The organism is Achromobacter ruhlandii, assembly GCF_002082135.1.
Lineage (GTDB): Bacteria > Pseudomonadota > Gammaproteobacteria > Burkholderiales > Burkholderiaceae_B > Achromobacter > Achromobacter ruhlandii.
The window spans coordinates 152,253-175,186 of the sequence record NZ_CP017433.1 but is presented as its reverse complement, the minus strand read 5'-3'; the positions used below and the strand labels follow the sequence as shown (position 1 = coordinate 175,186).

General features: G+C 67.2%; 21 protein-coding genes and 1 pseudogene. 15 read left to right on the top strand and 7 right to left on the bottom strand.

Annotated elements, in window-relative coordinates:
- The first annotated feature begins 198 nt into the window (after positions 1 to 198).
- The 3 genes from AruCF_RS00740 to AruCF_RS00730 all read left to right on the top strand — a co-directional run bounded on the left by AruCF_RS00740 (position 199) and on the right by AruCF_RS00730 (position 3,270).
- Complete coding sequence (locus AruCF_RS00740; protein ID WP_049070507.1) at positions 199 to 828, top strand: LysE family translocator; 630 nt, start codon at positions 199 to 201, stop codon at positions 826 to 828.
- Positions 829 to 939: 111 nt separating this feature from the next.
- A complete protein-coding gene (locus tag AruCF_RS00735; RefSeq protein ID WP_049070505.1) occupies positions 940 to 2,547 on the top strand; it encodes a peptide chain release factor 3 in 1,608 nt (535 codons plus the stop codon).
- Positions 2,548 to 2,571: 24 nt separating this feature from the next.
- Positions 2,572 to 3,270 carry a hypothetical protein gene (locus AruCF_RS00730; protein WP_100508066.1) on the top strand — a complete coding sequence of 233 codons (699 nt, stop codon included), beginning with the start codon at positions 2,572 to 2,574 and terminating at the stop codon, positions 3,268 to 3,270.
- A gap of 84 nt (positions 3,271 to 3,354) precedes the next feature.
- On the opposite strand, the gene bfr is transcribed toward AruCF_RS00730, so the two are convergent.
- Complete coding sequence (gene bfr / locus AruCF_RS00725; RefSeq protein WP_006386993.1) at positions 3,355 to 3,831, bottom strand: bacterioferritin; 477 nt, start codon at positions 3,829 to 3,831, stop codon at positions 3,355 to 3,357.
- Positions 3,832 to 4,254: 423 nt separating this feature from the next.
- Positions 4,255 to 5,169 carry a DMT family transporter gene (locus AruCF_RS00720; RefSeq protein ID WP_049070501.1) on the bottom strand — a complete coding sequence of 305 codons (915 nt, stop codon included), beginning with the start codon at positions 5,167 to 5,169 and terminating at the stop codon, positions 4,255 to 4,257.
- Positions 5,170 to 5,282: 113 nt separating this feature from the next.
- Here AruCF_RS00720 and AruCF_RS00715 point away from each other — a divergent pair, with 113 nt between their 5' ends.
- Positions 5,283 to 6,203 carry a LysR substrate-binding domain-containing protein gene (locus AruCF_RS00715; RefSeq protein WP_049070499.1) on the top strand — a complete coding sequence of 307 codons (921 nt, stop codon included), beginning with the start codon at positions 5,283 to 5,285 and terminating at the stop codon, positions 6,201 to 6,203.
- Here AruCF_RS00715 and AruCF_RS00710 read toward each other — a convergent pair.
- Both AruCF_RS00710 and rpoN read right to left on the bottom strand, forming a co-directional pair.
- Positions 6,173 to 6,472 carry a (2Fe-2S)-binding protein gene (locus AruCF_RS00710; protein WP_100503077.1) on the bottom strand — a complete coding sequence of 100 codons (300 nt, stop codon included), beginning with the start codon at positions 6,470 to 6,472 and terminating at the stop codon, positions 6,173 to 6,175. The genes AruCF_RS00715 and AruCF_RS00710 overlap by 31 nt on opposite strands.
- Before the next feature lie 102 nt (positions 6,473 to 6,574).
- Positions 6,575 to 8,002 carry an RNA polymerase factor sigma-54 gene (rpoN, locus tag AruCF_RS00705; RefSeq protein ID WP_443608528.1) on the bottom strand — a complete coding sequence of 476 codons (1,428 nt, stop codon included), beginning with the start codon at positions 8,000 to 8,002 and terminating at the stop codon, positions 6,575 to 6,577.
- A 16-nt stretch (positions 8,003 to 8,018) separates the two neighbouring features.
- Here rpoN and AruCF_RS00700 point away from each other — a divergent pair, with 16 nt between their 5' ends.
- The 3 genes from AruCF_RS00700 to leuA all read left to right on the top strand — a co-directional run bounded on the left by AruCF_RS00700 (position 8,019) and on the right by leuA (position 12,038).
- Positions 8,019 to 8,642, top strand: coding sequence for a hypothetical protein (locus AruCF_RS00700; protein WP_049070493.1), 624 nt, complete (start codon positions 8,019 to 8,021; stop codon positions 8,640 to 8,642).
- Positions 8,643 to 8,838: 196 nt separating this feature from the next.
- Positions 8,839 to 9,816, top strand: coding sequence for a tripartite tricarboxylate transporter substrate binding protein (locus AruCF_RS00695; protein ID WP_049070491.1), 978 nt, complete (start codon positions 8,839 to 8,841; stop codon positions 9,814 to 9,816).
- Positions 9,817 to 10,328: 512 nt separating this feature from the next.
- Positions 10,329 to 12,038 carry a 2-isopropylmalate synthase gene (gene leuA, locus AruCF_RS00690; protein WP_049070490.1) on the top strand — a complete coding sequence of 570 codons (1,710 nt, stop codon included), beginning with the start codon at positions 10,329 to 10,331 and terminating at the stop codon, positions 12,036 to 12,038.
- A 161-nt stretch (positions 12,039 to 12,199) separates the two neighbouring features.
- Here the strand turns inward: leuA and AruCF_RS00685 are convergent, their stop codons facing one another.
- Positions 12,200 to 13,528 carry an amidase gene (locus AruCF_RS00685; protein ID WP_083036491.1) on the bottom strand — a complete coding sequence of 443 codons (1,329 nt, stop codon included), beginning with the start codon at positions 13,526 to 13,528 and terminating at the stop codon, positions 12,200 to 12,202.
- 316 nt (positions 13,529 to 13,844) lie between these two features.
- On the opposite strand from AruCF_RS00685, the gene AruCF_RS00680 reads away from it, so the two are divergent.
- From AruCF_RS00680 to AruCF_RS00655, 6 genes are all read left to right on the top strand, one after another.
- Positions 13,845 to 14,858, top strand: a complete 1,014-nt coding sequence (locus AruCF_RS00680; protein WP_049070488.1) for a LacI family DNA-binding transcriptional regulator — start codon at positions 13,845 to 13,847, stop codon at positions 14,856 to 14,858.
- A 36-nt stretch (positions 14,859 to 14,894) separates the two neighbouring features.
- Entirely contained in the window at positions 14,895 to 15,692 is a 798-nt protein-coding gene (locus AruCF_RS00675) for a phosphodiesterase (RefSeq protein WP_049070486.1), read from the top strand.
- Between the two features lie 123 nt (positions 15,693 to 15,815).
- Positions 15,816 to 16,871 carry an ABC transporter ATP-binding protein gene (locus AruCF_RS00670; protein ID WP_049070485.1) on the top strand — a complete coding sequence of 352 codons (1,056 nt, stop codon included), beginning with the start codon at positions 15,816 to 15,818 and terminating at the stop codon, positions 16,869 to 16,871.
- 33 nt (positions 16,872 to 16,904) lie between these two features.
- Positions 16,905 to 18,200: an ABC transporter substrate-binding protein gene (locus AruCF_RS00665; protein WP_049070484.1), complete on the top strand. Its 1,296-nt coding sequence runs from the start codon at positions 16,905 to 16,907 to the stop codon at positions 18,198 to 18,200.
- A 13-nt stretch (positions 18,201 to 18,213) separates the two neighbouring features.
- The gene (locus AruCF_RS00660) at positions 18,214 to 19,089 is read left to right on the top strand and encodes a carbohydrate ABC transporter permease (protein ID WP_026384938.1); all 876 of its coding nucleotides are present in this window, start codon (positions 18,214 to 18,216) and stop codon (positions 19,087 to 19,089) included.
- Complete coding sequence (locus tag AruCF_RS00655) at positions 19,086 to 19,886, top strand: carbohydrate ABC transporter permease (protein WP_006386977.1); 801 nt, start codon at positions 19,086 to 19,088, stop codon at positions 19,884 to 19,886. The genes AruCF_RS00660 and AruCF_RS00655 overlap by 4 nt, the downstream gene beginning before the upstream one ends.
- Before the next feature lie 64 nt (positions 19,887 to 19,950).
- Here the strand turns inward: AruCF_RS00655 and AruCF_RS00650 are convergent, their stop codons facing one another.
- Positions 19,951 to 20,268: a hypothetical protein gene (locus AruCF_RS00650; RefSeq protein WP_006386976.1), complete on the bottom strand. Its 318-nt coding sequence runs from the start codon at positions 20,266 to 20,268 to the stop codon at positions 19,951 to 19,953.
- An 81-nt stretch (positions 20,269 to 20,349) separates the two neighbouring features.
- Complete coding sequence (locus tag AruCF_RS00645; protein WP_049070483.1) at positions 20,350 to 20,694, bottom strand: DUF1840 domain-containing protein; 345 nt, start codon at positions 20,692 to 20,694, stop codon at positions 20,350 to 20,352.
- Positions 20,695 to 21,002: 308 nt separating this feature from the next.
- On the opposite strand from AruCF_RS00645, the gene argS reads away from it, so the two are divergent.
- Complete coding sequence (gene argS, locus AruCF_RS00640; protein ID WP_049070481.1) at positions 21,003 to 22,703, top strand: arginine--tRNA ligase; 1,701 nt, start codon at positions 21,003 to 21,005, stop codon at positions 22,701 to 22,703.
- Between the two features lie 9 nt (positions 22,704 to 22,712).
- A pseudogene (locus tag AruCF_RS00635) lies at positions 22,713 to 22,934 on the top strand (SPOR domain-containing protein); the annotation flags it as partial.

Below are 22,934 nucleotides of genomic sequence, written 5' to 3'. Positions count from 1 at the left end.
GGCAAGCCGTCCGACCGTCCGGCCCACGCCGGCCGGGGCGACGCCCGCCCGCAGCAGAACCACCGCCGCCCCGAAGGCAGCGCCCGTCCCGCCGGCAGCGGCAACGGCGGCCGCCCGGCCGGTGCCCCGCGCGCGGCGCTGCTCTCCAAGTAATATCAGCGGCATTTCTGTTACTGCGACCCACGGACCCGCGCCATCATGCCTCTTTCCACCTGGTTGACGTTCTTCCTGGCCTCCTGGGCCATTTCGTTCTCGCCTGGCGCGGGGGCCATCTCCGCGATGTCCTCCGGACTGAAGTACGGCTTTGCCCGCGGCTACTGGAACACGGCCGGCCTGATCCTGGGCATCCTGTTCCAGTTCGTGGTGGTCGCGGTCGGCCTGGGCGCGGTGCTGGCCACCTCCGAGATGGCCTTCAACGTGGTCAAGTACCTCGGCGTCGCCTACCTGATCTACCTGGGCGTGCGCCAGATCCGCACCGACGCCGCGCCGGTCGCGGTCGATGCCGGCGATCCCAAGCAGGCCTCGATCCGCGAGCTGGTGATGCGCGGCTTCCTGATCAACACCATGAACCCCAAGGGCACGGTATTCCTGCTGGCCGTGGTGCCGCAGTTCGTCGACACCGCCTTGCCGCTGACGCCGCAGTACGCGGCGCTGGCCGGCACGCTGGCCTTCACCGACCTGGTGGCGATGGGCGTGTACACGCTGCTGGCGGCGCGCGTGCTGCGCCTGCTGCGCGATGCCAAGCACATCCGCTGGATGAACCGCACCTTCGGTTCGCTGTTCATCCTGGCCGGCGTGTTCCTGGCGTCGTTCCGCCGCCATTCCTGAATTTCCACGCGCGGGGCATGCGCCGGCAACGGCGCGTGCCCCGCTTGTTTCGATGCACGATACCGGACCGCGCCGGGCCCAGGCCGCGGCGTCAGGTTGAATCCTCCGATCATGAACATCCCACAAGAAGTAGCGCGGCGCCGTACCTTCGCCATCATTTCCCACCCTGACGCGGGCAAGACCACGCTGACCGAAAAGCTGCTGCTGTTCGCAGGCGCGATCCAGATCGCCGGCAGCGTCAAGGCGCGCAAGGCCTCGCGCCACGCGTCCTCCGACTGGATGGAAATCGAAAAGCAGCGCGGCATTTCGGTGGCCTCGTCGGTGATGCAGATGGAATACCGCGACTGCGTCATCAACCTGCTCGACACCCCGGGCCACCAGGACTTCTCGGAAGACACCTACCGCGTGCTGACGGCGGTCGACGCCGCGCTGATGGTGATCGACGCCGCCAACGGCGTCGAACCGCAGACCATCCGCCTGCTGCAGGTCTGCCGCGCGCGCAACACGCCCATCATCACGTTCATCAACAAGATGGACCGTGAAGTGCGCGAGCCGCTTGAGCTGCTGTCGGAAATCGAAGGCCACCTGGGCATGGACGCCGTGCCGTTCTCGTGGCCGGTGGGCATGGGCAAGGCCTTCGGCGGCGTGTTCGACATCCGCCGCGACCGCATGCGCGTGTTCCGCCCCGGCCAGGAGCGCCGTTCCGACAACGACGACTTCATCGAAGGTCTGACCAACCCCGAGATCGCGCGCCGCTTCGGCTCGGCCTTCGACCAGGCCAGCGGCGAGATCGAGCTGATCAACGAAGCCGCGCCCGCGTTCGACCGCGATCAATTCCTGGCCGGCAAGCAGACCCCGGTGTTCTTCGGCTCGGCCATCAACAACTTCGGCGTGCAGGAAGTGCTGGACGCGCTGGTCGAACAGGCCCCGCCCCCCGGCCCGCGCGTCGCGCTGCAACGCGAAGTGCAGCCCGAGGAACCCAAGTTCACCGGCGTCGTGTTCAAGGTGCAGGCCAACATGGATCCGGCCCACCGCGACCGCGTCGCCTTCGTGCGCGTGAGCTCCGGCCGCTTCGAGCGCGGCATGCGCCTGAAGGTCGCGCGCACCAACAAGGAAATGCGCCCCAACAACGTGGTGTCGTTCCTGTCGCAACGCCGCGAACTGCTGGACGAGGCCTATGCCGGCGACGTGATCGGTATTCCCAACCACGGCGTGCTGCAACTGGGCGACGTGCTGACCGAAGGCGAAACGCTGCAATTCACCGGCCTGCCGTTCTTCGCGCCGGAACTGTTCCAGGCCGTCGAAGTGAAGGACCCGCTGCGCACCAAGCAGTTGCGCACCGGCCTGACGCAGTTGGGCGAAGAGGGCGCCATCCAGGTGTTCCGCCCCGAGGCCGCCGGCGGTTCGCTGCTGCTGGGCGCTGTCGGCCAGCTGCAGTTTGAAGTGGTCGCGCACCGCCTCAAGACCGAGTACGGCGTGGACGCCCGGATGATGCCTTCGCGCTACACAATGGCACGTTGGATTACTTCTGATAACCCCAAGGCGCTGCGCAAGTTCATGGATGCCAATGCCGCCCATATCGCCTATGATGTGGTCGATGCGGCGGCGTTTTTGATCAGTTCCCCCGCGCAGTTGCGCGTGGCCGAGGAACTGTATCCGGATGTGAAATTCCACGCCATGCGGGAGCACGGCGGCAAGGTCTTCGGAGACAAGGCGTAGACCCGTTCGGGTACCGCACGGCAGATGAGGGTAGCAATGTCTTGGCGTTTATTATTCGCAACGCTCCTGCTGGCGCTTGGCGCGTCGGCCTGGGGCGGCATTCAACTGGGTGATTGGCTGGTGGCGCATGCGCCGCCCGCCGCGCCTGCGCCCGGCCAGGATGCGGCCGCGTCGCAGCAGCCCGTGCTCGACGCCAACGGGCGTCCCTACGTGGCCCAGCCGCCGCAGCCGCGCATCGACGGCACGCTCGGCGTGCCCGACAAGCCCGCCGACCGCGAATGGGCCATCAACACCGTCTCGCTGTTCGACACCGTCAGCGATCCGGCCGTGAAAATCTCGCGCGAACGCATCAGCCAGGAACAGGCCCGCGAAATCGCCGCCGCCTCGCAAGTGCCGCTGCCGCAAGGCGGCTCCGACGTCAGCACGCTGGACCTGCAGGCGCCGGGCACCGGCGCCGCCGTCAATGGCGGCCAGGGCCAGGCCCCGGGTCAACAGGCTGCCGGCTATGGCAACACCCAGATGGTGCAGGCGCCGCCCCCGCCCAATTCGTCGCCCGCGCCCGGCGCGCCCGGCTGGCAGGACGCGCTCAAGCGCGAACTGGCCCACTGTGCCACGCAAGGCTTCTTCGAGCGCCCCTCGTGCTCGTGGGCAGCCCGCAACAAGTACTGTGGTCCCAACCGGGCCTGGGGCACGATGGCCGAATGCCCGGCGCGCCCGCAATAGGCCGCCTCGCCCGGATCGCGCCACGCGCGGTCACCAAAAGAAATGGCGCCCCGAGGGGCGCCATTTTCATGCCGGGCCGATGGATCAATCGGGCACGGACATCTGGCTTTGCAGGTAGTTTTGCAGGCCGACCTTGTCGATCAGGTCAATCTGGGTTTCCAGATAGTCGATGTGCTCTTCGGTATCGTCCAGGATGTCCTGGAACAGATCGCGCGACACGTAGTCGCGCACCGATTCGCAATAGGCGATGGCTTCCTTGACGGTGGCCTGGGCGCCTTGCTCCAGCTTCAGGTCACAGGCCAGCAGTTCCGGCACGTCCTCGCCGATCAGCAGCTTGTGCAGGTCCTGCAGGTTGGGCAGGCCGTCGAGCATGAAGATGCGCGCGATCAGGCGATCCGCATGCTTCATTTCGCCGATGGATTCTTCGTACTCGTGCTTGCCCAGCTTGTCGAAACCCCAGTGGTTCAACATGCGCGCATGCAGGAAGTATTGGTTGATCGCCGTCAGCTCGTTGGTCAGCTGCTTGTTCAAGAATTGGATGACGGTTTTATCGCCTTTCATGATGGACTCCTTGCAGTCAGGCGCGACGCGCACTGCATCGCGACAAGAAGCGCACGATGCCGCGAGTACGCAACCCCGGCAGACTAACATCGGCCGCGGGGCCGCGCCTAGCCTTGGCGCGCATTTGGTAAACCGCTTTACGAGCGCTACAAGAAAGCGACAGACGAATGAGAATGAGTATGTATGCGCGATGTCCCGCAGGCGGCGCATCGCGGTTTCGCGGCCAGCGCGGACCCGGGCGGCGCGTTCACCGTGGCATTTCATGCGCGCCGCGTCGCGTGAATGCCGCGATGACGCCATGAATCTATCAGACCGTTCCGACATCAAGCCGCGTTGTGCAGACCCAACCCTGACGACCGCGCGAGCCCCCGCGCCAGGCGCACGTCCCGGCCTCGGCACGCGTGACGCGCGCGCTGTCCTCGCCTAGGCGGCGCGCCGCGTCGCCAGCCAGATACCGAACGCGATCGGCACGATGCCCAGCAGGTCGAGCCACGACACCGACTCGCGCAGTACCACCCAGCCGAACAGCAGGCCCAGCGGCGGCATCAGGAAATGCAGTGCGCTGGCCGCGGTGGCGCTGGCGCGTCCAAGGATCATGAACCACAGGTAATAGCCGCCGATGGACACCGCCACGATCATGTAGGCCATGCTCCAGAACAGGCTGGCCGTCATGCGCGCGTCGCCAATGCTCTCGTGCAGCAGCGCCACCGGCATCAGCGCCACCGCGCCGGCCAGCGACTGGATGCCCGTCGCCATCCACAGTCCCGTCGACGGCTTGAGGCGTTTGTAGAGCAGCGTGCCCGCCACCAGCGCCACCAGGCCGCCCGTCACCAGCAGGGTGCCATGCAGATCCTCCTGCATGCCCGACAGCCGCGAGCGCAGCACCAGCGCCACGCCCGCCAGGCCCAGGCACAGCCCGAGCATCTTGCGCCAGCCCAGCCGCTCGCCCAGCACGGGCCCGGCCAGCACCCCGATCAGCAGCGGATTGGTGCTGATCAGCACCGCCGTGAACGCGGACGACACGGTCGTCATGCCGCTCCAGCTCAGGCCCAGGTAGGCCCCGTTGTTCAACACCCCCAGCAGCACCAGCGCCGCCAGATCGCGGGCGCTGGGCCGCGACCACCGGCCGCTGGCCGCCGCCACGCCCAGCATCAGGGCCCCGGCGATCAGGAAGCGGATGGTCAGCAGGGTCAGCGGCGGGCAGTCGCGCACCGCGATCTTGGCCGCCGCGAACGCCGAACTCCACAGAAAACAGAACGCCGCAATGGGCGCCCAGGCCACCCCCATTGGCGCGTCGGCGGGCAGGGCGGTGGCGGGCAAAGTCGATGACGCCTTCATGGCAGCAGGTCCGGGCAAAGGAAGAGGAGCCCATTCTGGGCGCGGCCCTATCCATTGACAAACGCTTTATTTGGATCAAAAGTATTTGAAAAACCGATGCAAAGGCGCCTCCCATGCTTGATCTCGATCTATTGCACAGCTTCGTCTCTGTCGTCGACGCGGGCGGCTTCACCCGCGCCGGCGAACGGGTGCACCGCAGCCAGTCCACCGTGAGTCAGCAGATCCGCAAGCTGGAGGAAACGCTCGAATGCACGCTGTTCGTGCGCGAAGGCCGCCAGGTCCACCTGACCGAGGACGGCGAGCGTCTGCTGGGCTATGCGCGGCGCATGCTGGCGCTGTCCACCGAGGTGCGCGAAGCGGTCAGCGGCCGCAAGCGGGTGGAGGTGATCCGGCTGGGCATCCCCGACGATTTCGCGGCGGACACGCTGACGGCCATCGTGGCGCAGTTCGCCCGCGCCCGGCCGGCGGTCAGGCTGTCGGTGCGCTGCGACCTGACCGTGGCCCTGACGCGCGGCCTGGAACGCGGCGACCTCGATCTGGCGTTGCTCAAGCGCGAACCCGGCGCCGGTCCGGCGCTGACGACCTGGCCGGAACACCTGCACTGGATCGCCGGCTCGCACGCGCTTCCCGCCAGCACCGAACCGGTGCCGCTGGTGGCCTTTCCGCAGGGCTGCATCTACCGCAACCGCGCCATCCATGCACTGGAACGCGCAGGACGGCGCTGGCGCATCGCCTACGAGAGCCCCAACCTGATGGGGATCCAGGCCGCGCTGGCGGGAGGATTGGGGGTGGCCTTGCTGGAACGCCGCTGCATCGCAGCCGGCCATCGGCTGGTCGACGACATGCTGCCGGCGGTGCCGCCGTCCGAACTGGCGCTATGCCTGTCGGAACCGGCGCGCGAGCCGGTGCGCCAATTGGCGGGAATGATCAGGGATTTTTGTGAAACGGAAACACAACGGCTCGCAGGGCTGGGCCTGCAAGCCGTGGCAGGTGGCGACGCCGCTCAGGCGACGGCGACCTGGATGACCGGATAGCTGCTGTTCGCCGCGGACGCGCCCGGCTCGGCCATGGTGGCCGGCGGGTTGACCGGAACGGCGATCGAGCGCACATCGCACACGCTGGAGCAGCGGCCGCCCGGCAGGTATTCGGCGGCGGTGGCCGCGCAGCAGCCGCAGCACGTGGCCACGCCCAGCTCGAACTGCAGGTCGGAAAGCGACGTCGCGCCCGCGTCCACGCTGGCGCGGACTTGGCGTTCGGTGATGGCATTACATACGCAAATGTACATGAGAATAATTATCGGCATTTGTTCATGCAATGGCAAGTACTCAGCGTAAATAATTTGCAACCACGCGATCTTCTAACTTGTTGAAATAAGGGACATTTTTGCGAAGAAACGTCCCTTATTTCATCGCGCGGCAGCCTGCGCCTTGCGCAATGCCGCTGGCGCAATCCGCAGCGCCTCGCGATATTTGGCCACGGTGCGGCGGGCGATGACGATGCCCTGGTCGGCCAGTTTTTCCATGATCTGGCTGTCCGACAGTGGCTTGGCGCGGTTCTCCTCGGCCACCATCTGGCGGATGAAAGTCTGCACCGCCGTGGCCGAGGTGGCGTCGCCGCCATCGGTCGACACCCCTGTCCCGAAGAAGCGCTTGAGTTCCAACGTGCCAAACGGAGTGAGCATGTACTTCTGTGTCGTGGCGCGTGAAATCGTGGACTCGTGCAGGCCCAGTTCGCCCGCGATGTCCTTCAGGATGAGCGGCCGCATGGCCGCCGGCCCCTGGCTGAAGAAGGCGGTCTGGCGATCGACGATGGCCTGGGCCACGCGCAGGATGGTGTCGAAGCGCTGCTCGACGTTGCGGATCATCCACTTGGCCTGCTGCAACTGCGACTGCAGGCCGGCGTGGGCGGACTCCTTCTGGTTGCCCAGCATCTGCGCGTACAGCCCGTTGATCTGCAGCCGCGGCACGGCCGCGCTGTTGAGCGTCACCTGCCAACCGCGGCGCGTCTTGCGCACGATGACGTCGGGCACGGCGTAGTCCGCCGCCGGCACCGTCCAGGCGCGGCCCGGACGCGGCTCCAGGCGCAGGATCAGGGAATGGGCGGCGCGCAGCGTCGCCTCGTCACAACCCGTGGCCGCGCACAGCTTGGCGGTGTTGCCCGTGGCCAGCAGCGCAAGATGCTGGGCGCAGACCTGACGAGCACAGGCCAGCACCTTCGGGTCGGCGGCCTCCGGCAGCCGCGCCGGGTCGGGGTTGCGCAGTTGCAACAGCAGGCAATCGGCCATGTCGCGCGCGCCGATGCCCGGCGGGTCGAACGACTGCAACAGCGACAAGGCCGCGCGCAGCTCATCCAGGTCCGGCTCCATCTCGGCCGGCAGCCAGCCCAGGATTTCCTCCAGCGGCGAGCCCAGATAGCCGTTCTCGTCCAATTCGTCGATCAGCAGCGCGGTCAGCGCGGCATCGCGCGGCGCCGCGCGCGTCAGCACCAGCTGGCCCAGCAGGTGTTCGCGCAGGGTATCGGGCCGGGCCGCCTCGGGCATGCTGGAATCGTCATCGGGATAGACGCCGCCCGACCCCGGCATCTCCTCCACCGGCGTGTCGCGTTCGGGCGCGGGTTCGTCGTCCTGCACCGATGATTCACGCTCGGATTCGGCCTGGGTCTCGACCGAGGAGGGTTCATCGTCGCGTTCCAGCAACGGATTGTCCGCGAGCACTTGCGAGATTTCCGCCTCGAGCTCGAGCGTGGACAGCTGCAGCAACCGGATGGATTGCTGCAGTTGAGGGGTCAGCGTCAGATGCTGACCGGGCCGCAGTTCTAAAATAGGACGGGTCATAGGTACAATATTTTGCATGATGAATCAGACTTCGCCCGCACGCGTTCGCCAGGATTGCCGTCTTATCGGCCAGACCCTGCTCAAACTGGCGCTTCCCAGGCTTCTCGTGCGCGCGATCGTGATCGCCGTCGCCGTGATCGTCTGGTATCTCGCCGCCTCCTGGATCCTGGATTTCGGCAAGCGTGTCAACTACGAATTCCTGCATTCGCTGGGCCAGCCCACCATGGACATGGTGCAGAAGGTCAACCCGTACATCTGGTGGGTCGTGGCCGGCATCTGGACCCTGATCGTCTTCTTCGTCCTGCGCGCCTGGCTGTCGGCCAGCCTGGCCTCGGGCCGCGCCACGCCGGTCGGCACGGGCGTGCTGGCCGACCTGGCGCCGCAACTGTCGGACGAATCCCTGGGCGTGCTGCGCTGGACCTGGGGTGACCGCGAGGAACCCTTCACCGTCGGCGACCTGCATCGCTCGCTGTCGGAAATCCGCCACAACCGCATCGGCAAGATCGCCATGGTGGCCGAACAGGCCGAGATCCTCGACGGCAAGGCCGCCCGGCCATCGCGTGACGGCCGCGACGACGACCGCCGCGATTCCCGCGAACAACGTTACATCGAGCCGCGCATCGGCGGCCCCGCCCGCTGAACGGCGCGCATCGCCGTTCGTCCGATCCTTGCAGGCCGCCGTCAGGCGGCCTGTTTGTTTCAGTCCCCTGCCAGCCGGGCTCCCCTATACTGCCCCTCCAGGCTCGCGCAACCGCGGGCCGCGCACCTTTAGAACCAGACCAAGCCGACTGCAGAGACCAGTCGGATGCGCGGCCGGCCCCCTGGAGTTGCTTTACATGTTCCGTACCCCCGTCCGGTATGCCGCCGGCCTTCTGCTGGCCTGCTCGGCCGCCTTCGTCGCCGCCCCGGCATCCGCCGCCTGGCCCGACAAACCCATCACCTTCGTCGCGCCCTTCAGCGCCGGCGGCGCCAACGACCTGGTCGCCCGCATCATCGCCAAGGCGGTGGGCACGACCCTGAACCAGCCCGTCATCGTCGAAAACCGCCCCGGCGCCGGCGGCGTGGTCGGCGCCGCGCACGTCGCGCGCAGCGCGGCCGACGGCTACACCTACCTGGTGGGCAGCAACGGCACGGTCACCAACAGCCTGATCCGCTCGGACCAGCCCTACAAGGATGAAGAACTGACCCCGGTCGCGCTGCTGTCGATCACGCCGTCGGTGATCGTCGCCAATCCGTCGAACCCGGCCAAGGACCTGAAGGACTTCGTCGAACGCGCCAAGCGGGCCAAGACCGACCGTATCACGTTCTCGACCGCCGGCAACGGCAGCACGCCGCACTTCGTGGCCGAGATGGTCAAGGAAGCCACCGGGCTGCCGGTCGAACCGATCGCCTACAAGAGCGGCTCGGAAGGCGTGACCGCGGTGATCGGCAAGCAGGTCGACGCCACCTCGGAAGCCAGCATCGTCACGCTGCCGCTGGTGCAGAGCGGCAAGCTCAAGGCCCTGGCCACCACCTGGGACAAGCGCATGGCCAGCGCGCCGGACATCCCCACCACCGCCGAACTGGGCTTCCCGGCCATCCGCATCGGCCACTGGGCCGGCCTGTACGCGCCCGCCGGCACGCCTGCCGACGTGCTCGACAAGATGAACGCCGCCGTCGAGCAATCGTTGCAGACCAAGGAAGTGCAGGACGCGCTGCGCCAGAGCAGCATCGAGCCGGGCGGCGGTTCGCGCGCCAGCTTCGTCGAGTTCGCCAAGAGCGAGCGCGAGCGCCTGGGCCAGGTGGTCAAGAACGGGCACATGCAGACGCAATAGCGCCTGTCGCGCCCTTCACGCCTGCCGCGCCATTCGGCAATCGCCCAGGGCGAAAGGGCCCCGGCCGTCGGCCACGCGCCTGCCGAGCCTTTCGCGTGATCTTTCGCGCGATCGATGGCCGCGGGCGCCGAACACGCCGGGGACGGATCCGTCCCCGGCTTTTTTATCGCCTTTCCGATTGCGCTGCCCGCAAAAGTATGTTTGACTAGCAACCTATGGCCGCTTACCGCACCTCCCTCGCGATTGCCACCGGACGCTCCGCCGCTCCGGTTGCCGGCCTGCGCGCTCGCACCGCCTTCATCGCGCTATCGCTATACCTACCGATCGGTTGCCGGGCCTAGTGTCCCCGTGGTAGCTCGGCAGCCACGCTTGCCACACGCGATTTCCCTTTTTCAAAACTGAATCTTGCGCCGCGCGAATGCGGCCAACCCTGGCACCAGGCCGCCATCCGGCCGCATGCCGGCCGAGGAAACCGATCCCGGGATTCACAAGAAACCGATCGAGGTGTAGTGATGATGCTTGCCAACCCCGCCGCCAAATACGTCCCCTTCACGCCGTTCGCTCGCGACTTTTCCGAGCGCACCTGGCCCAGCCGCCGCATCACGCAGCCGCCGATCTGGATGAGCACCGACCTGCGCGACGGCAACCAGGCCCTGATCGAACCGATGAGCGTCGAGCGCAAGCTCCGCTTCTTCGAACAGCTGGTCAAGATCGGCTTCAAGGAAATCGAAGTGGGTTTCCCGTCCGCCTCGCAGACCGATTTCGATTTCGTGCGCAAGCTCATCGACGAAAAGCGCATCCCCGACGACGTCACCATCATCGTGCTGACGCAGTCGCGTGAAGACCTGATCAACCGCACGGTGGAATCGGCCGCCGGCGCCAAGCAGGCCATCGTCCACCTGTACAACGCCTGCGCCCCGGCGTTCCGCAAGGTCGTGTTCAACATGACCAAGGACGAAATCAAGAACATCGCCACGACCGGCACGCGCCTGGTCAAGCAGTACATGGCCAAGCACCCGGAAACCAAGTGGCGCTACCAGTACTCGCCCGAAGTCTTCAGCACGACCGAACCCGAATTCGCGCTGGAAGTCTCGAATGCCGTGGCCGACGTATGGGAGCCCACGCCGGACTGCAAGATGGTGCTGAACCTGCCCGCCACCATCGAGGCCACCACGCCGAACATGTACGCCGACCAGATCGAGTGGATGCACAAGAACCTGGCGCGCCGCGACAGCATCGTGCTGAGCGTGCACCCGCACAATGACCGCGGCACCGCCGTGGCCGCCGCCGAATTCGCCGTGATGGCCGGCGCCGACCGCATCGAAGGCTGCCTGTTCGGCAGCGGCGAGCGCACCGGCAACGTCGACCTGGTCACGCTGGCCCTGAACCTCTACACCCAGGGTGTGCACCCGGGCCTGGACTTCTCCGACATCGACGAAGTGCGCCGCTGCGCCGAGTACTGCAACCAGTTGCCCGTGCACCCGCGCCACCCGTATGCCGGCGACCTGGTCTTCACGGCCTTCTCCGGTTCGCACCAGGACGCCATCAAGAAGGGCTTCGCGCAGCAACAGCCGGACGCCGTCTGGGAAGTGCCGTACCTGCCGATCGACCCGGCCGACCTCGGCCGCAGCTACGACGCCGTGATCCGCGTCAACAGCCAGTCGGGCAAGGGCGGCGTGTCGTACCTGCTCGAACAGGAACACGGCCTGGTGTTGCCGCGCCGCCTGCAGATCGAATTCAGCCGCGCCATCCAGCGCGTCACCGACGAGACCGGCCGCGAAGTCACCGCCGACGACGTGCACACCATCTTCAACCGCGAGTACCTGGAACAGAAGGCCCCGTGGAAACTGGTGCGTCACCGCATCGACGGCAATCCGTCGGCCGGCGAAGGCCAGCACTTCAGCATCGAGGCCGAACTCGAATACAACGGCGAACGCCGCGTGGTGACGGGCAAGGGCGATGGCGCCATCTCGGCCTTCGTGGCCGCGCTGGACGTGCCGGTGCGCATCATGGACTACCACGAGCATGCCATCGGCACCGGCACCGACACCCGCGCCGCCTCCTACGTGGAACTGCGCGTGGGCGATTCGAGCACGGGCTTCGGCGTGGGCATCGACCGCGACATCGTGACGGCCTCGTTCCAGGCCGTGCTGAGCGCGGTGAACCGCCACATCAACGCCGGCGCCGTCACCACCGAACAAGAAGCCGCCGAGGCCGCGTGATCCGCCGCCAGGCCGCGGGCGTGGCGGTTACCGCCGCCGCGTCCCCCGCGCGCTTCTTACGGTGAAGCCGCTCCGCACAAACAAAGCCCGCCTTTATCCGGCGGGCTTTCTTCTTTTGCGCGACGCATTCGACCGCGCCACGACAGGCGCAGCGGGTCGGGTCAACCGCGCGGCCACATGTCGGAAGCGCCGATGTCGGGTTCGCGCGCGGCCAGCAGCCGCTCGTGGACCCAGGCGGCGATCGCGAGGGTGCGGTGGTCATCGTGGCGCTTGCCGATCAGTTGCCGGCCCACCGGCAGGCCCTGCGGGCCGGTGGCGAACGGGAGGTTCAGGCACGGCAGGCCGAACAGGGTCCAGGCGCGCGAGAACTGCGGATCGCCCGTGCCGAGGTCGGCGAACGGCGCCTCGCCGCTGGCCGCGGGCGCCAGCAGCACGTCGTACTTGTCGAACCAGCCATCCACCCGCGCGCGCGATTCGGCGGCGCGCGCCAGGTTGTTGATGTGCTGTTCGGCGGAGATCTGCGCGCCGGCCTCGAGGATTGCCTGGATCTTCGGGCTGAGTTGCGCGGCGTGTTCCAGCCGTTCGTAGGCCAGCGACTGCGACGATTCGAACGCCATGATGTCCGCGTGCAGTTGCACCAGCATGCAATGCTCGGGCGGCAGCGGCACCTCTTCGACATGGGCGCCCGCGCGCGACAGCGTGGCGGCGGCCTGGGCGAAGGCTTCCTTGGTTTCGGACTGGGCGTGGCGCCATTGCAGGCTGCGGTACATGCCGATGCGCGGCTTGGCGTCGTAGCTCAGGTTCAGCAGGCGCGGATCGCGCATCAGGACCGAAGCGAACAGGGCCACATCCGGGACCGAGCGGGCAAAGCCGCCCACGGTGTCGAGCGATTCGGCCAGGCTCTTCACGCCGGCGCGAGGGATCGCGCCGAACGTGGGCTTGTAGCCGACGATGCCGCAATACGAAGCGGGGCGGATGATGGAGCCCGCGGTCTGCGAGCCCAGCGCGAACGGCACCATGTCGTCGGCCACCGCCGCGGCCGAACCGCTGGAGGAGCCGCCGGGGGTGTAGGCCTCGTTGCGCGGATTGCGCGTCGGGCCGGCCTGGTAGGTGGCGAATTCGGTGGTGACGGTCTTGCCGATCACGATGGCGCCGGCATGGCGGCACAGCGCCACGGCGGCCGCATCCAGCCCGGGATGGTGGCGCTCGTAGATGGGAGATCCGTAGCGGGTGGGCAGGTCGACGGTGTCGAACAGGTCCTTGACGCCGATCGGCAGCCCATGCAGCGGGCCGCGCAGGGGGCTGCGGTCCAGCATTTCCGCGTGGTCCAGGGCGGCCTGTTTTTGCAGCGCCGTCCAGGCATGGATGGTGTTTTCGCGTTGTTCGATGCGCGCAAAGCAGGCGCGCACCAATTGCACCGCGGTCAATTCGCGCCGTTGCAGCTTGCGCGCCGCGTCAAGCGCGCCAAGTCTGTTTAAGGCAGTAGACATGATCCTTTCCTCTTTCCCGGAGCCGCGCGAGATGCGCGGTACTGACTTCCGCACCCGGTCCCCTTGACCTGGGGTTTGTCCGGATACGGCGCGCCCAATGGTGCGTGCCAATCATGACAAACCCAGCCATTGTGCGCGCCGCGTCAATTGGGAAAACCACTGAAAAAACCGCGTTTCCACAGGGATTTCGAGCCGCGCCGCGCCTTGGCCTTATGTTGTTGCGTTGTTATCAGCATAGCGCAAACGGGTGCAACACAAAGGTCATATTTGTCTTGTAAGATGAAAACGTTTTCAGCAAACCGGCAGCAATGTAGCCATGGCGTCGCGCGCATCGCCCCGCTTTTCCATCATCGAAGTGGCCCGCAAGGCGGGGGTTTCCCCCGCCACGGTTTCGCGCGCGTTCAACCAGCCCGAAATCGTCCATCCGGATACGCTGGCGCACATCCGCGCCATCGCCAAGCGCGCGGGCTTCCGGCCCAATCGTGTCGGCCGCAGCCTGCGTTCGGGCAGCACGCGCACGATCGGATTGATTCTGCCGACGCTGTCCAATCCGGTATTCGCCGAGTGCTTCGAGGGCGCCGAACGGCGCGCCCGCGAGTCCGGCTACAGCGTGATGCTGACCGCCACCGGCTATGACCCGGCGGTGGAATCGGCCGCGGTCCAGGGCCTGATCGACCACCAGGTCGATGGCCTGATCCTGACGGTGGCCGACGCGGCCCGCAGCGCCACGCTGGACGACCTGGACAGCGCCGGCATGCCCTACGTGCTGGTCTACAACGAATCTACCGACCACCCCTATGCCTCGGTCGACAACCGCGCGGCCGCCATCGACATGGTGTCGCACCTGGCGGCGCTGGGGCATCGGCGCATCGCCATCGTGACCGGCCCGCTGACGGCCTCCGATCGTGCCCGCCGCCGCCTGTCGGGCGCGCGCGCCTGCGCCAAGAAGCAGGGCCTGGAGCCGATCCAGCACATCGCCATGGGTTCGCACACCGGCAGCGACGCCGAGGCGCTCAAATCCGCATTGCGCGGCAAGCAGGCGCCGACGGCGCTGTTCTGCTCCAACGACCTGCTGGCCACCGCGGTGATTGCCGATCTGGTGGCGTTGGGTCTGTCGGTTCCGTCCGATATTTCCGTCTGCGGCTTCGACGGCATGCGCTTCGGCGCCTTGCTGACGCCGCCGCTGACTACGGTGGCGCAACCCAGCGACGGCATCGGCCAGGCAGCCTGCTCCAACCTGCTGGCGCAGATCCACGGCCAGCCGCCCCAATCCAATCGCCTGCCGCACTGCATCGTGGTCGGCGGCACCGCGGCGCCGGTGCGCCGCTGAACTCCTTTCACAAAAATAACGATCGAGACACGCGTCATGCTCATCGCACAGATTACCGACCTGCACATGCGCACACCGGGCGACAAGGCCTACGGCATCATCGACCCGGCCGCCTTCCTCGGTCCGGCGGTGCGCGCGCTCAATGCCCTGACGCCGCGCCCGGATTGCGTGCTGATCACCGGCGACCTGACGGACCTGGGCCGTCCGCACGAATACCAGGCGCTGCGCGACCAGCTGCAGGCGCTTGAAATTCCTTATTTCCTGCTGCCCGGCAACCACGATGACCGCGCGCAATTGCGCGCCGCCTTCCCCGACCACGGCTACCTGCAAGGCCAGGGGCCGTTCATCCAATACGCGGTGGAAACGTATCCGCTGCGCCTGCTGGCGCTGGACACGGTGGTGCCGATGAAGAGCCACGGCGAGCTGTGCGACGAACGCCTGGGCTGGCTGGCCGCGCGGCTGGCCGAGCAACCCGACCGGCCGACGCTGGTGCTGATGCATCACCCGCCGTTCCAGACCGGCATCGAGCACATGGACGACATCGGTCTGCTGGCGGGCGGCCCGGAACTTGAACGCATCGTGGCGCGCTATCCGCGCGTCGAGCGCGTGCTGTGCGGCCACCTGCACCGCACCATCTTCCGCCGCTTCGGCGGCACCATTGCCTCGACCTGTCCCGGCACCGCGCACCAGTTGGCGCTGGAGCTGGGGCCCCGACCGACGCTGCAATACATCATGGAGCCGCCGGGCTACCAGTTGCACTGGTGGCACGATGGCGCGCTGGTCACCCACCACGCCGTGATTGGGGAATACCCCGGGCCCTATCCCTTCGCCTGAGCCCCCGATCTCGATTACAAACACTATGCCCTGCCATATCTCCGTCATGTTTGCGCTGCACAATGAAAAGGTTTTCATCGCACGCGCCGCAGACGGATCAGAAAACTAGATCCAAGAGACAGCATGTCATCCATCGTTCTGGATAACCTCACCAAGCAATACGGCGGCGCGGCCGCGATCCACGGCGTCAGCTTCACCGTGCCGGCCGGCAGCTTCACCGTGCTGCTGGGCCCGTCGGGTTGCGGCAAGTCGACCACCCTGCGCATGATCGCCGGGCTCGACACGCCCACGTCCGGCACCATCCGCATCGGCGACCGCGACGTCACCCACTTGCCGCCGGCCAAGCGCCGCATTTCCATGGTGTTCCAGTCGTACGCGCTGTTTCCGCACCTGTCGGTGCGCGAGAACATCCTGTTCGGCCTGAAGGTGCGCAAGGAACCGGCGCGCGACTACGACCGCCGCCTGCAACGCGTGGCTTCGCTGCTGGGCCTGGGCCATCTGCTGGACCGCAAGCCGTCACAACTGTCGGGCGGCCAGCAGCAGCGCGTGGCGCTGGGCCGCGCGGTGATTTCGGAGGCGCCGGTGTGCCTGATGGACGAGCCGCTGTCCAACCTGGACGCGCAGCTGCGCCATGAAATGCGGCGCGAGATCCGCGCCTTGCAGCAGGACCTGGGCATCACCATGGTGTACGTCACGCACGACCAGACCGAGGCCATGAGCATGGCCGACCAGGTGGTGCTGCTGCGCGGCGGCCAGATCGAACAGCACGACACGCCGGACGGCCTGTACGCCCGTCCGGCCAGCGAATTCGCGGCGCGCTTCATCGGCACGCCGCCCATGAACCTGATCAACCTGATGCCGCTCCAGGGCGCCACGGTGATCGCCGGCACCCACGGTCCGGCCATCGCCGGCGCGCCGGAAGGCGCCGCCAAGCTGGGCGTGCGCCCCGAGCACATCCGCATCGACAGCGACGGCATCGCCGCCACGGTGGAAAGCGTGGAGTACTTCGGCGCCGATTCCATCGTGGTCTGCCGGATCGGCGACAGCGGCGGGATCGCGGTGCGCGTGGGCGGCCACCTGCGCGCCCGCGCCGGCGAGGCGCTGCGCCTGTCGTGGCCGGCCGAACAACAGCATTTCTTTGCCGCCGATTCGGCGGTCATCGACACCGTCGGGCGCTGAAGACGCCCCATCCACAGGAAAGGAAACGCAATCATGCGACGCATCGTACTCAAGACCCTGGCCGCCAGCCTTGCCGCCGCCTGCCTGTCGCTGCCCGCGCAGGCGCAGCAAAAGCCCGTCGAAGTGGAGTTCTACTATCCGGTCGCCGTGGGCGGCCCGATCACCAAGATCGTCGATGACATGGTGACGGACTTCGAGAAGGAAAACCCCGGCATCAAGATCAAGCCGATCTACGCCGGCTCGTACCAGGACTCGATCGCCAAGGCGCTGACCGCCCTGAAGGGCGGCACGCCGCCGCAGCTGGCCGTGCTGCTGTCGACCGACATGTTCACGCTGATCGACGAAGACGCCATCGTGCCGATCGACTCGCTGGCCAAGAACGACGCCGACAAGAAGTGGCTGGGCGGCTTCTACGACGCCTTCATGCAGAACAGCCGCACCGGCGGCCACACCTGGGGCGTGCCGTTCCAGCGCTCGACCATCGTGATGTACTACAACAAGGATCTGTTCAAGGCCGCCGGCCTGGATCCCGAGCGCGCGCCCGCCACCTGGGCCGAGCTGGTCGAGTACGGCAAGAAGCTGACCAAGCAGGACGCCAGCGGCAACACCACCCAGTGGGGCATCGAGATCCCGTCGGGCGGCGCCTTCGCCTACTGGCTGTTCCAGGCCCTGACCACGCCCAACGGCGCGATCCTGATGAACGAGGCCGGCAACGAGGTCTACCTGGACAAGCCCGCCGTGGTCGAGGCCGCGCAGTTCTGGCGCGACCTGTCGGCCAAGCACAAGGTCATGCCCACCGGCACGATCGACTGGGGCACCACGCCCAAGGACTTCCTGGAAAAGAAGGCCGCCATCATCTGGACCACCACCGGCAACCTGACCAACATCCGCAAGAACGCCGACTTCCCGTTCGGCGTGGCGATGATGCCGCAGCAAAAGCGCGGCGGCAGCCCGACCGGCGGCGGCAACTTCTACATCTTCAAGAGCGGCACGCCTGAACAACAGCAGGCCGCGCTCAAGTTCGCGCAGTGGGCCACCACGCCCGAGCGCGCCGCCGACTGGAGCATCGCCACCGGCTACGTGGCCGTGACGCCGGCCGCCTGGCAGACCGAGAAGATGAAGAAGTACGCGCAGGAAGTGCCGGCCGCCGCCGTGGCGCGCGACCAGCTGCAGGTGAGCGTGGCCGAATTCTCGACCCACGAGAACCAGCGCGTCACCAAGACCCTGAACGACGCCCTGCAGGCGGCGCTGACGGGTTCCAAGACGCCGCAGCAGGCGCTGACCGACGCCCAGCGCGAAGCCGACCGCATACTGCGTTCCTACAAGTAAATCCGCAAGCACGATGAGCCGCTCCTTGAATGCGCTTTATGGCTGGCTGCTGTTGCTGCCAGCCATCGTGCTGCTCGCCGCGTTCACGCATTACCCGGCGCTGGCGACGCTCTGGCACAGCTTCTATTCCACTCCCAAGGGCGCGCGCCCGGCCCGCTTCGTCGGGCTGGACAACTACGCGGTCATGCGCGACGACCCCGTGTTCTGGCAATCGCTCTGGAACAACCTGTGGTTCGCCCTGGGCACCATCCCGACCTCGATCGGCATCGCGCTGGTCATGGCGCTGTGGGTCAACCGCAACCTGCGCGGGCGCGGTTTCCTGCGCATGGCGTACTTCACGCCGACGGTGCTGCCGATGGTGGCGGTGGCCAATATCTGGCTGTTCTTCTACACCCCGCAGTACGGCCTGATCGCGCAGGTGATGCAGTTGTTCGGCTCGCCCGGTCCCAACTGGCTCGGCAACCGCGAAACCGCGCTGCCGGCGCTGATGCTGGTGACGGTGTGGAAGGAATCCGGCTTCTTCATGATCTTCTACCTGGCCGCGTTGCAGACGGTGTCGCCGTCGCTGCGCGAGGCAGCGATGCTGGAAGGGGCCTCACGCTGGCAGTACTTCCGGCGCGTGCTGTGGCCGCTGTTGATGCCGACCACGCTGTTCGTGCTGATCAATGCGCTGATCAACGCCTTCCGGCTGGTGGACCACGTGGTGGTCATGACCCGCGGCGGGCCCGACAACGCCAGCACGCTGCTGCTGTACTACATCTACCAGGTCGGCTTCAGCTTCTGGGACACCGCCTACGCCGCGACGCTGACCGTCGTGCTGCTGGTGGTGCTGGCGCTGACGGCGCTGGTCAAGTTCCGCTGGCTGGACCGCAGGACGCACTACCAATGAAAGACAAGCTCGATACCCTGGGCGCGTGGGCGCTTGGCCTGTTGTGGATCCTGCCGCTGGCGTATGCCGTGTGGGCGGCGTTTCACCCGCCGGCCTACGCCACCCGCTTCGACCTGTTCGCGCCGCTCACGCTCGACAACTTCGCGCGGGCCTGGCAGGCCGCGCCGTTCCCGCGCTACTTCGCCAACACGTTTTTGCTGGTGACAATGGTGCTGGCGGCGCAGCTGGTGCTGTCGACGCTGGCCGGCTACGCCTTCGCGCGCTTCGAGTTCCGCGGCCGCGACTTCGTCTTCATGCTGGTGCTGCTGCAGCTGATGATCATGCCGGACGTGCTGCTGGTGGAGAACTACCGCTCCATGAGCCAGCTCGGCATCCGCGACACGGTGTTCGCCATCGGCCTGCCGTACTTCGCCTCGGCCTTCGGCATCTTCCTGCTGCGCCAGACCTTCAAGACGGTGCCGCGCGAATTGGAGGAGGCCGCGCGCATGGAGGGCGCCAACGCGCTGCAGGTGCTGTGGAAGGTGTACGTGCCACTGGCCAAGCCGATCTACGTGGCCTACGGGCTGGTGTCGGTCAGCCACCACTGGAACAACTTCCTGTGGCCGCTGATCATCACCAACTCGGTGGAATCGCGGCCGCTGACGGTGGGCCTGCAGGTGTTCTCGTCGACCGACCAGGGCATCGACTGGTCGGTGATCACGGCCGCCACGCTGATGTCGGCGGCGCCGCTGCTGATTGCCTTCCTGCTGTTCCAGCGCCAGTTCGTGCAATCGTTCATGCGCGCCGGCATCCGCTGAGCTTTCCCTGGAAAGCAAAAGACCCTGCGTCATGCGGGGTCTTTTCGTTGGGGCGGCCAGGCGGTCAGTAACCGACCGTCAGGCCGGGCAGGTCCACCGTGATGCGCGGGCGTTCCAGCGCCAGCGCCAGGTGCTCGGCGAACTCGCGGGCTTCCTTGGCGTCGGTGGACAGGATGTCGTAGCCGAGCGCGTCGGCCACGCCCAGCACCTTGTCCAGCAGCAGCACCTTGCCGCTGGGGCGCAGGGGTTCACAGCCCAGGGTTTCCCAGGCGCCGTCGAACCAGTCGCGGGCGTCGTTCTGGCGCTGCGGGCTGGGTTCGACGTTGGCCGACAGGTCCAGCGAGCGCCGGGTGTCGAAAACGATGGTAATGTCGCTGCGCATGGCGGGGATTCCTTGAAATGGCGTCAGCCGCAAAGGGTAGGCAAAAAACGCCGGGCAGATTGTCCGTCCGGCGACATTGGCTTACCAGCCGCGCGACACTTCCCAGGTGACCTCGGCGCCGGCGGCCTGCGACTGGCGCATCATGTCCAGCAGCGGGAAGGCGCGCTCCTTCAGGCCGACCGCGCGCGCCATGGGCGCCACCGCCGGCTTGTCCTCGTCTTCCTCGTCCTCGGCGGGATTGCCCTGGGATTCTTCAATGGCCCGTTCGATACCCTGGATGGCCGGACCGAGCTGGTCGGCGGTGAACACGCCGCGCTCGGGGATCTTGTCGCCAAAGGACTTGCCCGCGGCTTGCAGCAGGACGCCGGCGTGGTCGGTGAGCATCAGGACTTCGGCCACGACCTTGGAGTGAAACGTAATCAGCATATTCCGGTCTCCTACGGATTGAATACCCTCAATACACTACCGCATCACCCTGGGGATGCCAACTGGCGCCCCCGGGCGAGGGTCGGCGGACGGCCCGGCCGACGGCGCCCCCGCGCGGTAACGGCCGCCAAATCAAGCTATGATTCAGGAGATTCCCGTGACGGCAGGATCCGCGGCGGCCGAGAATCCGGCGCCTCGCGCGGTCATGCCCCCGAGGCCCGCCAGCCGGCCGATCCCGCCCCCTGGCGCCGCGCGCGAGCCCACGGCCCGCCGCCCTCGTCACCCACCCAGAACTTCTCCAGACGCCCATGCTCCCCGAGCAACAAAAACAGCTTATCTCCCTGATCCAGGCCGCCGTCGCGCAGAGCCTGCCCGATGCCCAGGCCGATGCGGCCCGAGCCAACGTGCTGCTGGAGCGCCCCAAGGTCGCCGCCCACGGCGACGTCGCCACCAACGTGGCCATGCAGCTGGCCAAGCCGGCCAAGCGCAATCCGCGTGAACTGGCCCAGGCCATCGTCGAGGCGCTGCTGGCCCTGCCGGGCGCCCGCGACCTGGTCGAAAGCGCGGAAATCGCCGGTCCCGGCTTCATCAACCTGCGCGTCACCGCCGCCGCCCGCCAGGCCGTCATCACGGCCGTGGCCGAACAGGGCGAGGCCTTCGGCCGCGCCGCCCGCAGCGGCGAGAAGATCCTGGTGGAATTCGTGTCCGCCAACCCCACCGGCCCGCTGCACGTCGGCCACGCCCGCCAGGCGGCCCTGGGCGATGCCCTGTGCCGCCTGTACGACGCCATCGGCTGGGATGTGACCCGCGAGTTCTATTACAACGACGCCGGCAACCAGATCGAGAACCTGGCCATCAGCGTGCAGGCGCGCGCCCGCGGCCTGACGACCGACTCGCCCGAGTGGCCCGCCGACGGCTACAAGGGCGACTACATCCTGGACATCGCCCGCGACTTCCAGGCCGGCAAGACCATCCAGGCCTCGGACGGCGAGCCCGTCACCGCCACCGGCAACATCGACAGCCTGGAAGACATCCGCGCCTTCGCCGTGGCCTACCTGCGCCGCGAGCAGGACCTGGACCTGCAGGCGTTCGGGCTGAAGTTCGACAACTACTACCTCGAAAGCTCGCTGTACACCTCGGGCCGGGTCGAGGCCACCGTCAAGGCGCTGATCGCCGGCGGCCATACCTATGAAGAAGGCGGCGCGCTGTGGCTGCGCACCACCGAGCTGGGCACGGGCGACGACAAAGACCGCGTCATGCGCAAGAGCGAGGGTGGCTACACCTATTTCGTGCCGGACGTGGCCTACCACAAGGCCAAGTGGGAACGCGGTTTCCACCGCGCCGTGAACATCCAGGGCAGCGACCACCACGGCACCGTGGCGCGCGTGCGCGCCGGCCTGCAGGCGCTGGAAGAGGGCATTCCCAAGGACTACCCGTCCTACGTGCTGCACAAGATGGTCAAGGTGATGCGCGGCGGCCAGGAGGTCAAGATCTCCAAGCGCGCCGGCAGCTACGTCACCATGCGCGACCTGATCGACTGGGTCGGCCGCGACGCCGTGCGCTACTTCCTGATCCAGCGCCGCGCCGACACCGAATTCGTGTTCGACGTCGACCTGGCCCTGTCCAAGAGCGACGAGAACCCGGTCTATTACATCCAGTACGCCCACGCGCGCATCTGCTCGGTGATCAACAACGCCGGCATGCCCGCGGCCGACGTGGCCGCGGCCGACGCGTCCCTGCTGACCGCCCCCAGCGAATTCGCGCTGATGCAGCGCCTGGCCGAGTTCCCCCACGTGGTGGCGCTGGCCGCCCAGGAACTGGCCCCGCACCACATCGCCTTCTGGCTGCGCGACTGCGCCGCGGACTTCCACGGCTGGTACAACGCCGAGCGCGTGCTGGTCGACGACACCGCGCTCAAGCTGGCGCGCCTGCGCCTGGCCGCGACCACGCGCCAGGTGCTGGCCAACGGCCTGGCGCTGTTGGGCGTGTCCGCCCCCGAGCGGATGTAACATCGGTACATGGCCACCAAGCGCAAACCCACCCGCCGGTCCGGCGAAAGCGGCAGCACCCTGTACGGGGCGCTGGCCGGATTGCTCCTCGGCTTGATCGTCGCCGCCGTCGTGGCGTTCTACGTCACCAAGGCGCCCGTGCCCTTTGTCGATCGCGCCACCCGCCAGGGCGACGCCGGCAAGCTGCCCGATCCGCGCCAGGCGCCGGATCCCAACGCCGGCCTGTACGGC

What these genes read in the sequence shown, in the direction of transcription:
- AruCF_RS00740 (WP_049070507.1), top strand. Translation starts at nt 199, where the DNA reads ATGCCTCTTTCCACCTGGTTGACGTTCTTCCTGGCCTCCTGGGCCATT.
- AruCF_RS00735 (WP_049070505.1), top strand. Translation starts at nt 940, where the DNA reads ATGAACATCCCACAAGAAGTAGCGCGGCGCCGTACCTTCGCCATCATT.
- AruCF_RS00730 (WP_100508066.1), top strand. Translation starts at nt 2,572, where the DNA reads ATGAGGGTAGCAATGTCTTGGCGTTTATTATTCGCAACGCTCCTGCTG.
- bfr (WP_006386993.1), bottom strand. Translation starts at nt 3,831, where the DNA reads ATGAAAGGCGATAAAACCGTCATCCAATTCTTGAACAAGCAGCTGACC.
- AruCF_RS00720 (WP_049070501.1), bottom strand. Translation starts at nt 5,169, where the DNA reads ATGAAGGCGTCATCGACTTTGCCCGCCACCGCCCTGCCCGCCGACGCG.
- AruCF_RS00715 (WP_049070499.1), top strand. Translation starts at nt 5,283, where the DNA reads ATGCTTGATCTCGATCTATTGCACAGCTTCGTCTCTGTCGTCGACGCG.
- AruCF_RS00710 (WP_100503077.1), bottom strand. Translation starts at nt 6,472, where the DNA reads ATGCCGATAATTATTCTCATGTACATTTGCGTATGTAATGCCATCACC.
- rpoN (WP_443608528.1), bottom strand. Translation starts at nt 8,002, where the DNA reads ATGACCCGTCCTATTTTAGAACTGCGGCCCGGTCAGCATCTGACGCTG.
- AruCF_RS00700 (WP_049070493.1), top strand. Translation starts at nt 8,019, where the DNA reads ATGATGAATCAGACTTCGCCCGCACGCGTTCGCCAGGATTGCCGTCTT.
- AruCF_RS00695 (WP_049070491.1), top strand. Translation starts at nt 8,839, where the DNA reads ATGTTCCGTACCCCCGTCCGGTATGCCGCCGGCCTTCTGCTGGCCTGC.
- leuA (WP_049070490.1), top strand. Translation starts at nt 10,329, where the DNA reads ATGATGCTTGCCAACCCCGCCGCCAAATACGTCCCCTTCACGCCGTTC.
- AruCF_RS00685 (WP_083036491.1), bottom strand. Translation starts at nt 13,528, where the DNA reads ATGTCTACTGCCTTAAACAGACTTGGCGCGCTTGACGCGGCGCGCAAG.
- AruCF_RS00680 (WP_049070488.1), top strand. Translation starts at nt 13,845, where the DNA reads ATGGCGTCGCGCGCATCGCCCCGCTTTTCCATCATCGAAGTGGCCCGC.
- AruCF_RS00675 (WP_049070486.1), top strand. Translation starts at nt 14,895, where the DNA reads ATGCTCATCGCACAGATTACCGACCTGCACATGCGCACACCGGGCGAC.
- AruCF_RS00670 (WP_049070485.1), top strand. Translation starts at nt 15,816, where the DNA reads ATGTCATCCATCGTTCTGGATAACCTCACCAAGCAATACGGCGGCGCG.
- AruCF_RS00665 (WP_049070484.1), top strand. Translation starts at nt 16,905, where the DNA reads ATGCGACGCATCGTACTCAAGACCCTGGCCGCCAGCCTTGCCGCCGCC.
- AruCF_RS00660 (WP_026384938.1), top strand. Translation starts at nt 18,214, where the DNA reads ATGAGCCGCTCCTTGAATGCGCTTTATGGCTGGCTGCTGTTGCTGCCA.
- AruCF_RS00655 (WP_006386977.1), top strand. Translation starts at nt 19,086, where the DNA reads ATGAAAGACAAGCTCGATACCCTGGGCGCGTGGGCGCTTGGCCTGTTG.
- AruCF_RS00650 (WP_006386976.1), bottom strand. Translation starts at nt 20,268, where the DNA reads ATGCGCAGCGACATTACCATCGTTTTCGACACCCGGCGCTCGCTGGAC.
- AruCF_RS00645 (WP_049070483.1), bottom strand. Translation starts at nt 20,694, where the DNA reads ATGCTGATTACGTTTCACTCCAAGGTCGTGGCCGAAGTCCTGATGCTC.
- argS (WP_049070481.1), top strand. Translation starts at nt 21,003, where the DNA reads ATGCTCCCCGAGCAACAAAAACAGCTTATCTCCCTGATCCAGGCCGCC.